We start from the raw sequence: 11,529 nt of genomic DNA, 5'->3' as shown, positions 1-11,529 counted from the left end.
CGATCAGCCTCAGCAAGGGGCTACCCGGCTGCAGCGATACGTCCAAGTGATTAACCAATCAGAAGGTATATCCATGAAGATTTCCCGCATTTCCCTGGTCGCCCTGTCCCTGGCCTCCGCCCCGGTGTTCGCGGCGGATGTGGACCTCAGCCTGACCGACGATTCCGTCAAAGGTCAGGTCAACGTCTTCGATGCCAACGCCAGCACCCAGGTAGGCGCCGGATACACCTACCACGAAGGTAGCCGTCACATCACCAACGTGGACGTTCACGCACAGGGCCGAACAGCCCTCGGCAACCTGCCCACCACAGCGGGCATTGGCATGAGGGGCATGTACTGGGATGTCGACCGTCTGGACGGTGGAGCCCTTGGACTCGGTGGTTTTGCCACCATCAACATCCCTGACGTACCGGGCCTTTCCTTCACCGGCATGCTCCACTATGCACCCGACATTCTCTCGTTCGGCGACTCCGAGGACATGACCAGCCTGGAGCTGCGGGGCAGCTATCGTGTCATCCGCAATGCTGAGGTCTTTGCAGGTTACCGTTACCTCAACACCGATCTCGAAGACTTCCCACGCGACGTCAACCTTGATGAAGGCGTGCTCGCGGGCATGAAGCTCTACTTCTGAGCCTTCTCCCGGTGAAGACGGGCCATTCCCGTCTTCACCACTTTCAGCCCTGCCGATTCGTGCCCTGACTCACTTTTTTACCCGCCCGCTGTTGCTAAACTGAATTCCAATTTTGTCGAATGGAATTTCAGACATGCCCAAGGTCCGTCTCCCGGTTCTCCCTCCCCTGTTCTGCGCTGTAATGCTGGCCGCCTGTGGCGGCAGTGATGCTGTGTCTGAAGCCGGTAGCCGCCCCAATTCCTTTCCAGAGGGGACCAATGCCCTGGAAGACTTCGACACCGGCAGCACCGGGGATTCCAACAACGCCTCCGGCCTTGCCTCCAACGAACTCAGGGTAACGGTGGAAGTACCCCGTTCAGTGGCCCCTGACGGAGAACTTACCCGCCGCAACCTGCGCATTGTTGAGCCCGACCGGCTGGAGGTTTACCAAACGGACAGCAGCTTGCGCCAGTTGGCATCCGTGGACATCACCATTCGCAAAGAGGACAGCGGTCGGCACATCATCAGCTTTAACGATGGCCTCCCTGTCGGCCCCAATATCGTGATTGAAGCCTCTGTCGGCAACACTATCCTCCGCTCACTGGCAGCCGACGAAGATCGTGACGTCAAGATAAACCCGTTTTCCGAGTACCTGGTCAACAACGGGCTTGGTAGCTACACCAGCTCCGAGTTCGATCAGGTCATGGAGTGTGTGGACAGCGAGAGCGAATCCCTGTGCCTCAATAAGTACGTCTGGGCCACGGTCAACGATCAGGTCCACGATTTCGAGATTTCCATTCCTGACAACTACTCCGTCCCGATGGCGGTTTCCATGCTGGCGAACCGGCCTGACTTTGCCAACTACGTTGCCAGAATGACCGATTACGCACTGATTGACTCATCCTCAGCAGGCGCGATCACGGCCTCGGCGATCGATTTCAACAGCGTGCTACTCGGCATTGAACTTGGGCAGAGCTTTCGCGAACCCAGCTTGAATAACCCCGGCCAGTGGGGCGTACGCATTGCCCAGGAAGAAGTTCTACAGGACGTGAACGGCGTCGCTTATGTCTACCCGGGCCTGACCCTGACCAATTTCGACGTGTTCAACGTTCGGGTCACCTCCCTTGCCAGTGATGTGCCCTATATCAGGGAAACCCTGATGCAAACCAACGGCAACGGCTTCTACAAACGGGGCAGCGATACCTGGGCACTCAATGGCCATACCACAGCCCCCGGCGCAGCAACCCTGCAGGATGATCTGAGGCTCGTTACCGGGCGCGCGTTGTACCAGAGCATTACGGGCCGCGACAGTTCCGAGGTGATCGGCTGGACCCGCAATCCCTTTTATCTCGACGCCTATGTTGGCGGTGGCGATACCCCAACGGAGGTGTTGGCCGGATATTTCAGTGCCGGTAAAGCCATCGAGCTCATAGAGACCGGTGGCGAACTCAAACGCCAGGATACCCTGGAAGACCACTACCTCTCGGTGTTCGAGGTCAACCTGGCTCGCTCCCAGGACTTTGCCCTGAGCACCCTGGATGGAAAAACCTACAACGTGATCAGCTTTAGCATGCTGCTGACGGGAAACAACGCAGCCATCCCCATGAGCATCGCATCCGACGTTGGCAGCTGGAGCCTCGCCGATGCAGGCAGCCCCGAGACAGCGCTGGCGGTCACCGAAAGCCTGACCTTCCAGGGTCTGGAACGTGTCGGCTCAGACGGAACCATTGCAACAACCACAGGTGCCAGGCTGGCCAGCGGGCGAGCCTTGTCGCTCCGGCCGTCTCAACTAAGCACAGGAGCGCAGAACACCGGCCGGCTTGACCTGTCCGTGGGAAACGGGAATACCGGCACGATCATCGGCGCCAGCTCGCCAGACGGCACCTTGCTGGCCTTCAACCTTAATGACGTCCTTGATGGTAACGGTCCGGATGACCTCGGAGACGGCCTGATCGTTGCCGCCGAACAAAGCACCTCGCCTGCGCCCGATACCGGCAGCTACCGGCTCCAGGGCTTCGCTTTTGGCCTTGAGACGGATAGCAATCGCCTGATGCACTTCCAGGATGCCACCCTCACCCTGGATTCACCGATCAGCGCGACCCTGCAACTCAACGGCCTGGAGATTCAGCACACGGTCTCGTCACAGTCGGTTGGCAAACCTGCCAGCATGGCCGACCAACTGTCTCTTGCCTACACCGACAATGGCAGCGGCCGCATTGCCCTGACCAATGGCAACCTGGAACTCACCGGCTTCGTGACTGCCGACCAGCAGACGATGTTCCTGCGTTTGGTGGACAATAGCGCCGCTGAAAAGGTTCTTGGCCTGGTCATGGCCACCAGGCTGCCTTGACCCAGGTCTGACAAATTTGTAGCTGTAGCCTTGTAAAAGCGGCCAGATCAAGACCACTCCCGACCTGTTATACTGCTGGCAAGCGGTAATCAGAGAGAGTGTTTATGTCTGCAGTATTTCGGGCGAGTGCATTACTGGCCCCGCTGATCATGATCGCGGCCTTTGGCGTTTTCCATGCTCGCTATCTGGCCGATCAGGGCTCCGAGTTTGGTGGCGCAAGCCTGTCGGAGGCGATGCAGTTACCTCCGCTACCAGCCTGGGCCAAAGCGCCTCTTCCCGACTTCAGTCAATACTCAGACACAACGGAAAAGAAGGCCGCGTTCTTTTCCTACCTGTACCCCCGTATTGTCCTCGCCAACAGCCGGGTACTGCTAACCCGCCATTACCTGCTTACCCTGAGCCAAAAGGCGAACCGATCCCCCCAGGAACTGCACTGGCTGTCCCAGCTCAATGAACGCTTTCGGGTCAGCGGCGACGCCAGCAGCCCCGAGGCCCTGGCAGAACTGATTCACAAGCTTGATGTCATTCCTCCCTCCCTGATTCTTGCGCAAGCGGCCAACGAGTCCGCCTGGGGCACCTCACGGTTCGCTCGCGATGGTAACAACCTGTTTGGCCAATGGTGCTTCAGCAAAGGCTGCGGACTGGTGCCCCTGAGCCGGGCTGACGGCGCCTTTCACGAGGTTGCCACCTTCGAGTCGCCTTACGATTCGATAACCGCTTATATTCGCAACCTTAACCGCCACTCAACCTATCAGGAATTGCGCCAGATCCGGGCCGAGGCGCGGAGCAAAGGCGAACATCCTGATGGCATCGCCCTGGCACCGGCGCTATCCCGTTACTCAGAGCGGGGAACCGCCTACGTAGCAGAAATCAGGAGCATGATCCGTTTCAATAACCTTGGCTACTTTGACGACCAGTTCCAGGCCATCCTTGAGGATCACAGCAACCAGACGCTCCGAATGATTGCGTCCAGCAGTAACGAAGACCTGATATCAGGGAGTAACCCCTCCCACAATTCGAGCGGTGACACCGAGGGCTAGGGAGCCCGAATCTGATAACACTGGAGTTTTCCCCAACATGTTGAACTTCCTGCCCGCCCCACTGAGAGGGGTTCTAGCAGCTACACTCATACTCACGAACACGGTCCTGTTGTTCCCGGTTCTGCTGGTGTTCGCGCTGGCCAAGCTTGTCATTCCGGTGACCGGCTTCAGGCGCGTGTGCACCGTGGTGCTCAACTTCATTGCCTATGTCTGGATTGGGTTTAACAACACCGTCAACGACGTACTGCATAAGGTGGAGTGGGATATACGTGGCGCCGAGGGGCTCAGTCCAGACCAATGGTATTTCGTCACCTGCAATCACCAGACCTGGGCCGATATACCAGCCATCCAGTATGCGCTTAACCGCCACATACCGCTGTTGAAGTTCTTCCTGAAGCAACAATTGATCTGGGTTCCGCTACTTGGCGTGGCGTGGTGGGCACTCGACTTCCCTTTCATGCGTCGTTACACCCGTGAGCAACTTGAGAAGCGGCCAGAACTTAAGGGAAAAGACCTGGAAACAACCCGTCAGGCGTGCGAAAAGTTTCGCTATACCCCGGTTACCGTGTTCAACTTTATGGAAGGCACTCGATTCACACCGGCGAAACATGCCGCACAGACCCCCCCCTATCGCAACCTGCTCAACCCCAAAGCCGGCGGCACGGCCTTCGTCCTTGGCGCAATGGGAGACACCCTTCACACCATGCTGGATGTGACGATTGTCTATCCGGACCAGAACCCCGGTTTTTGGGATTTCCTGTGCGGGCGCATTCAGCGCATTGTGATCGATATTCGTACCCTGGAGATCCCACAACGCTTCCTGGGCATGGACTACCAGAATGATGAGATCCTACGGGCAGATTTTCAGCAGTGGGTTGGGGAGTTGTGGGCGGAGAAGGATCTGCTGATCGAACAGCTGAAACGATCCCCCTCCTCCCTTACCGAAGGTGACCAGGTTCCAGAGTCTTCCTGATCAGCACTTCCTGTTGATCACTTTCTATCTCTCACTACAGCAAACCAAGCTCCCGTGCCCGGACAATGGCCTGGGTACGGGACTTGACGCCAAGCTTTGCGTTAATACGACGCGCATGAGTCTTGACGGTATGCAGTGAGATATGGAGTTTGTCCGCAATCCCCTGATTGGACAGCCCCATCGCAATCAGTTCCAGAACGCCGAACTCCCGATCACTGATCGGTTCCGGGAGTTCTGCGCCCCGGGCTCCCCCCGCACTGGCTTCGACGCCGTACAGTTGCCGCAGGCTGTCGGTGAAGGACGATGCCGGCATACCCGCCAGAACCTGCACCATCATGTCCTTGATCTCACCCTTAAGCTCCAGGAACGGACTGATGTAATCCTCCGACGCTGCCTGCTCAATAACAGACGCCACCAACTCAAAGGCTTTACTACCCCCACCCTGATCAAACTGCACCAAGGCTTTCAGCAACCCGCTATGCAAGCGGTGTCCGAAGGGCAGATCCTGGGAGTCCGAAAAGGCCTTGCCATCAAGCAGGGTACGAGCTTCTTCGATGCGACCATTGGCCAACGCCAGACGCACTTCCAGCGTGTCCAAAAGCCCTGGCATCATTGGAAACAGTTCCAGGACCCGGTTTTGTTTACGGTATGGTTTGAGCCGGGCCATCGCCTGGGTCGCACTCTCTATCTGCCCCTGGGCCAACCAACAGCTTATTTTCAAGGCCTCCAGAACTGGCTCATACACCACTTCGTCAACGTGCCAGGCTTGCATCACCCGCTCTGCCTGTCCGATCCAGGAAAACGCCTCTTCCATCCGCCCCTTAACCTTGGCGCTTAAGGTTCTTAATGCCAGCGCCACCAGCAGAACCAGGTCCCGACCCTTCTCGGCCTGGCGAACGAAACGAACCAACAGGTGGTTTGCTTCCGCCAGCCTACCCTGGTGCCACAGCACCAGTGCAAGGTTAAGCATCAACCGGGATTCGCCAACCCTTGGCGGGCGAACTGGTTCGCTCGTCGCCGCGTCCAAGCCGGTTCGCAGCAGATGTTCTGCGTGCTTGAGCGCACCCTTGCTCAACTCGATTTTCGAGTGGGTGTAGACCGCCAGTAACTCCGCCCCGGCATCACCAGACTGCCGTGCCAGCTTGGCTGCCTCCCGGTGAACTTCCCTCGCCTCAGCAGATCGACCCAGAGCACACAAGGCATCGGATTTAACAAGTAACGTAATCAAACGCCCATGGGGCGTCAGGTCAGGCTCACCCAAGGCAGCTTCCGCCTCTGCAAGCGCCCGTTCAACGTAGCCTTCGCCACTAAGCAGGAAAACCTCCGATGCGGCCAGCCGCCCCTTGAGGGTCTGCCTTGAAGCATCCGGAATACCCTCCAACAGAGTACGGGCCTCAGCGAACTGGCCACCAAAAGCATGAACCCAACTGAACACGACCCTTAACCGGGGGCTGTTGTGTATGAGTTCGATCGGCAGGGTTTGCCTCAGGCTCAACAAGGACGCGGTGTCTTGCCCCACCAAAAGGGCCTCCGAGCCAACCGCCGCAATTCGGGTTGAGCGCTCTGGGTCATGGCAAATCAACGCATAACGCAGCGCTTCCCCATACTGCCCCCGCTGATAAAACCACTCACTGGCGAGAGTGGCTCGTGCTTCGCGCCCCGGAGGCGCTGACATAAGCAACCACTCACGAACCAGCGACACCATCCGGTACCAACGCCCCCGGTTAGGGATACAGCGAACCGGCAGCCCCTGTGCCACCGCCACGGAAGGCAGGAAATTCCGATCACACTGATGGTCTGCGATGGCCATGAACAACTCATCCGTCATGACCTCAAGCTCTGCCATAATGGCGAGCGAACGAACCTGTGCAGGCGTTAGCCGCTCCTGAACCAGGCCCCTCAAAAACGATACGACACTTCGCGCCTCCGGCAGCGGTACCCGCCCAGCCCCCTGCTCTTCCAGCTCCAGCTGATAAAGCGCCAGCGGCGTGATCCAGCCTTCGGTCAAGCTATACAAGTGCTCAACAGCCACCTGGGTTAACAGGTTCTTTTGCAAGGCGGGACGGAAAAACTCGGTGGTCTCTTCCCGGCTCAGCTCCAGCGTTTCAGCGGTCATCCGGGTAAAGCGGCCTTCCAGCTCAAAGCTGTGAGTCTCGAAGGGCAAAGACCTTTGCGAAATCAGTACCAGCGTCAAATTGTCTGGCTGGTTCCGGAGCAAGCGCTTCATCACAATCTGGGCCGGCTGGCTACAGACGAGGTCGACGCCATCCAGTACCAGAACGGTCGTTTCCTCAAGGGAAATGGTGGTGAGCAGTAACTCCAACGCATCCGCAAATACTTCGCCCCGCCGCTCCTGAAGCGAGACCCTGGAATCCCCTTCATCCGTCAACGCAACTGTCAACAAGGCATACAGCCGCAGCGGGTCGTTATCCTGCTCCCCCAGGGATATCCAGCTCACTCCCGCCGGGGCAGGTTCCAGCGCGCTTAATGCGGCTCTCAATTCGCCGGACTTCCCATAGCCCGAAGGCGCTTCCAAATGGAGAATAGCACCAGGTCTGAGGGCCCCAACCAGCTTTTGTGTAAGGCCGGGACGCCGATAATGATTAGCGGGAAGCTGGGCTGGCTGGATTCTATGTCGAACCAGGTCCCATATAAGTTCACTGGATCCACGTTCTTCACGCGCGACCAAATCATCATCATTGGCCGCAGCATTGTTGTCGAATGCTTTCACTCGCTACCCCTGCGCTTGGCGTGCAACCATCCGGCTCAAGTGCATCGCTGCACCGAATTCGCACGCCCAACAATTGAAAAAGCTTCTGAACTGAAGCCATCCTGAAAAAGCGCCCTTTAGTATTAGTATGTCGGTGCTTCAGGTATGACTTGGTAATGGCGACCTACGTTGGGTACGCCTTTAGTATGAGTGCTTCGATGATTAAACCAGAAATACTGGAACCTGCAAAATATTTGACAGCCTGACACTTTATTTATGACAAATTCCGAACATATTGTTACATCCGGGTGTCCTGTGTAACTGCCTGAGGTACAGACCAAAAAAAACGGCAGGATGTTAATCCTGCCGTTTTCGCACAACTGAAGGGTTACCGTGTTCCTGCACGTCTCAAGGCGGCCGGGGTGTAATCCCTGGCAGAACGCTCAACGCCGAACTGGTACGGGTTGGTCTCTTCGTTGGTCAGGCCATTGGCCAGGTAACGACCAGACAGCAGGTCATAGAGCACTTCAATGGCGTACCAAGGCACTTCCTGGTCATAGAAGTACATGCTATGAGCCTCCGCTACCCGCCACAGCTCGCCACGGCCATCATAGTGATCGATCACAGCCGCCTGCCAGGTATCCTCGTCGATATAGATATCACGCTGGGCGTAGATATGACGCTCACCACTCTTCAACGTCGCGCGCACGTGCCATACACGGTGCAATTCGTAGCGGGTGTAATCCTGGTTGATGTGGCCAGGCTTAACCAGTTCGTTGTAGCTCAGGCCGCGGTCGACCAGGCGATAGGAGTTGTACGGGATGTACATTTCCTTCTTGCCAACCAGCTCCCAGTCGTATCGGTCCGGGGCACCATTGTACATATCGAAGTTATCGGATGTACGCATACCGTCAGACGCTGTACCCGGACCATCGTAGGCTACCTGCGGCGCTCGACGTACCCGTCGCTGACCGGCGTTGTATACCCAGGCACGACGAGGCTCTGCCACCTGGTCGATGGTTTCGTGTACCAGCAGAACGTTACCGGCCAAACGCGCTGGCGCAGTGATGGCCTGTTTGAAATAGAACAGGACGTTCGCATCTTCATTCGGGTTGTAGTCGCTCAGGAACGCACGCCAGGTCAGCTCGTCCTGGAACTTAACCGGACTGAAGTTACCGTTCTCCTGCGGAGTTACCTGGGCAACATTCCGCTGCACCGAGCCACCCCGATAGCGAGTGATGTGGTTCCAGATGGCCTCCAGGCCATTTTGTGGAATCGGGAACGGCGTAGCGTTCTGGTAGTTCGCCAGTCCGTTTCCGCCCTGTACTAGCTCAACCGCCGTCGCATTGGCAATGGTTTCCTGCTCAATGCTTTCCGGATAGGCCGAGGTCCGATGGGTAGGATATACAGGAATAACATAATCACTGTACTTCCTGATCATCGCCACCTGTCCCGGGGAGAGGCGATCAGCATACTGATCCACATTGCCCTGGTTGATGGTGAACTGGGGCTGCTCACCCGCAAACGGATCAAGGTAAATACCGTCGTTCTTGTACCCAGCCGGGATGCTCTGCATACCGCCGTCCCAGGCCGGAATTTCATCGCCATTACCGGCGACTTCTGCACCCATTGCCGTCAGAGTATCACCCAGTTTGGCGGCTTCACCTGCGGAAACAGCACCATAAGCATTCGCGGTAAACATGGACACCGCCAACATGCCTGTCGCCAGAAGCGTCTTGTCAAATTTCATCTAAGTTTCCTCAAAAACGATATCAGGCCGATCAAAATGCGTACGACACGCTCGCACTTGCAAAGTCACGGTCGGTTTTTTCGTTGTACGGTTCGCCACCAAAGAAGTTGGTGTAGCTCACAGTGGCCGAGTACTGGTTCTGATAGGTACCGGTCAGAGACAGCCCAATAGCCTTATTACCTTCCTGGAAGTTGCCGCCGGGCTCAGGCGCGTAGCCCTTCACGTCGTGTGACCAAGCCAGCTGTGGCGACAGGTTGATACCGGCAAATGCGTTGGAGTAATCCCAAACCAGGCGGGCGCGATAACCCCAAGAGAAATCGGTGGTAAACCCTTCGTTGTTACAGTAGTTGGTGTTGATGTTGGCGCCAGCAGCACACACATCAAACCCACCCAGGCTTTCCAGAGGAATCTCGCCAACCCCAAAGGTTCCTGAACGGCCGTAGCGCGCTTCATCATGATCTGGCAAATCGTGGATGTAGGTCGCACCAAACTCGGTGATGAAGGACAGGCGACTCGCTCCCATCACCTGATCGAAGAACTTGATCAAAGTGAACTGAGCCTGAGAAACCTTGAATGTGTCATAACCATCAACGGCTTTACCAGCCAGGTTCGCCCCGCCAGACTCTTCGAGTCGCTGGCGCTCAAGCAGACTCAGCGGAGTCTGGTTGCCATCAGCGGCAGTCCGCGCCTGCAGACCACCCAGGATCAGCTCAAAGGCGTTCCATTGCAGCGGCATATTGTCGCGGAAGCTGTACTCGGCACCCAGGGACCAGCCACCCGGGGTGGTGGTGTTGATACTGATGCCGTACAGGTTGATATTTTCCGGGTACTCGATGAAGTAGCTCGGGAATCGTGCCGATGGCAGATTGGGGTCATTGGTCTGGGTGCCAACGGGGGTATCCGGGTTGCTGACCAGGCCGCTGACGTAAGGCAGGCGGCTGTTGTACTTGATGTAGTAAAAACCCAGCTCCGAGTCGTTCAGCTCAGGGATGTACCAGCGCATGGCCACACCAAACTGATCTTTCTCATCCGGCTCCTGATCACCGAGACGCGGAGTAATAAAGCCCTGGGCATAGGCCTGGGAATCTGGCAACTGACCAGCCAGCAAGACAGGACCACAACCATCCGCAGCAAAATCGTTGGTGGAGAAGAAGGTTCCACAATCATCGGGACGCACGGGTTCCCAGTCAGTCTGCACAAAGCCTTCCAAGGTGATGTTTTCGGTGATACCCGCAGACAGGTACAGCATTTCAACCGGCAGCAGCGCCTCTTTCAGCTGGGAACCCGGAGCACGAAACGCCTGTACGTCAACAGGGTTGATACTGTTGATACCACCCTGGATGAAGGTGCTTTCACCCCAGCTCACGACTTGGTTGCCGTAACGGATACTCAGGGGCACATCACCAACGTACCAGTCGGTGAAGACGTAAGCGTCCATGAACTCACCGCCAGAGGCGTTCGCCTTGGCTTCATCGTTCAGTTCGCGCTGCTGACCTACGTAGTCAACTGCACGAGCTTCGTCTTTCAGTTCAAAATCATACCAATAACGGCCACGGACAAAACCGCCCACACGAGTCAGAACATCGCTATCAACGTCGTAGCTCAGGAACAGCTCACTGGTGCCCTTGACGATTTTGGACACCGTATCGTTCTTGTCGAAGTTCAGGTTGCCATCATCGTAGTTGTTCGAAGATGCCCCAATGTTTTGCAGGCTGCCACCAGGGGCATATTCAGGCCCGAGGTTACCCTGTGCAATCAACCGGCGATCCCGGTCGGACACACGCCATGTCGCGCCTGCGGAGAGGGTGGTATCAAACGAGGCTTCCACATCGCCCACGTAGAACGAGAAGGCTGACGCCTGGCCAGACATACCTGCTGCAACAGCTACGGCCAAAGGCAATTTGGCCCAGGTTTGCCGTTGATGAGTTTTTCTTGTCATTGGAAGGCTACTCCATTTGTTGTTCTGAGTCGCTGCTCTGATTATTGGTGCTCACGAATTTGGAGGCTTCACGCGCGGTGCTCGTGATGTTCGCACTATAACTAGGCTGCCTGACGCTTTGATCAGTCAAAAGTATGATTTTTCAACCAGGGATTCA

At 56.7% G+C, this 11,529-nt stretch carries 7 protein-coding genes; 4 read left to right on the top strand and 3 right to left on the bottom strand.

Annotation, left to right across the window (positions count from 1 at the left end; all coding sequences use genetic code 11):
• The first annotated feature begins 73 nt into the window (after nt 1-73).
• From BMZ67_RS12190 to BMZ67_RS12175, 4 genes are all read left to right on the top strand, one after another.
• Complete coding sequence (locus BMZ67_RS12190) at nt 74-631, top strand: YfaZ family outer membrane protein (protein WP_092022980.1); 558 nt, start codon at nt 74-76, stop codon at nt 629-631.
• Between the two features lie 133 nt (nt 632-764).
• Nucleotides 765-2,960: a hypothetical protein gene (locus tag BMZ67_RS12185; RefSeq protein ID WP_092022978.1), complete on the top strand. Its 2,196-nt coding sequence runs from the start codon at nt 765-767 to the stop codon at nt 2,958-2,960.
• A gap of 104 nt (nt 2,961-3,064) precedes the next feature.
• The gene (locus BMZ67_RS12180; RefSeq protein WP_092022976.1) at nt 3,065-4,000 is read left to right on the top strand and encodes a glucosaminidase domain-containing protein; all 936 of its coding nucleotides are present in this window, start codon (nt 3,065-3,067) and stop codon (nt 3,998-4,000) included.
• A gap of 37 nt (nt 4,001-4,037) precedes the next feature.
• The gene (locus tag BMZ67_RS12175; protein ID WP_092022974.1) at nt 4,038-4,973 is read left to right on the top strand and encodes an acyltransferase; all 936 of its coding nucleotides are present in this window, start codon (nt 4,038-4,040) and stop codon (nt 4,971-4,973) included.
• A 34-nt stretch (nt 4,974-5,007) separates the two neighbouring features.
• On the opposite strand, the gene BMZ67_RS12170 is transcribed toward BMZ67_RS12175, so the two are convergent.
• From BMZ67_RS12170 to BMZ67_RS12155, 3 genes are all read right to left on the bottom strand, one after another.
• Nucleotides 5,008-7,473 carry a LuxR C-terminal-related transcriptional regulator gene (locus tag BMZ67_RS12170; RefSeq protein WP_139214369.1) on the bottom strand — a complete coding sequence of 822 codons (2,466 nt, stop codon included), beginning with the start codon at nt 7,471-7,473 and terminating at the stop codon, nt 5,008-5,010.
• Between the two features lie 598 nt (nt 7,474-8,071).
• Nucleotides 8,072-9,433 carry a DUF1329 domain-containing protein gene (locus tag BMZ67_RS12160; RefSeq protein WP_092022968.1) on the bottom strand — a complete coding sequence of 454 codons (1,362 nt, stop codon included), beginning with the start codon at nt 9,431-9,433 and terminating at the stop codon, nt 8,072-8,074.
• Nucleotides 9,434-9,464: 31 nt separating this feature from the next.
• Complete coding sequence (locus BMZ67_RS12155; RefSeq protein WP_092022966.1) at nt 9,465-11,372, bottom strand: DUF1302 domain-containing protein; 1,908 nt, start codon at nt 11,370-11,372, stop codon at nt 9,465-9,467.
• Nucleotides 11,373-11,529: the final 157 nt, after the last annotated feature.

It is taken from the genome of Marinobacter zhejiangensis (genome assembly GCF_900114775.1).
Classification (GTDB): domain Bacteria; phylum Pseudomonadota; class Gammaproteobacteria; order Pseudomonadales; family Oleiphilaceae; genus Marinobacter; species Marinobacter zhejiangensis.
This window is presented reverse-complemented; position numbering and strand designations above follow the sequence as displayed.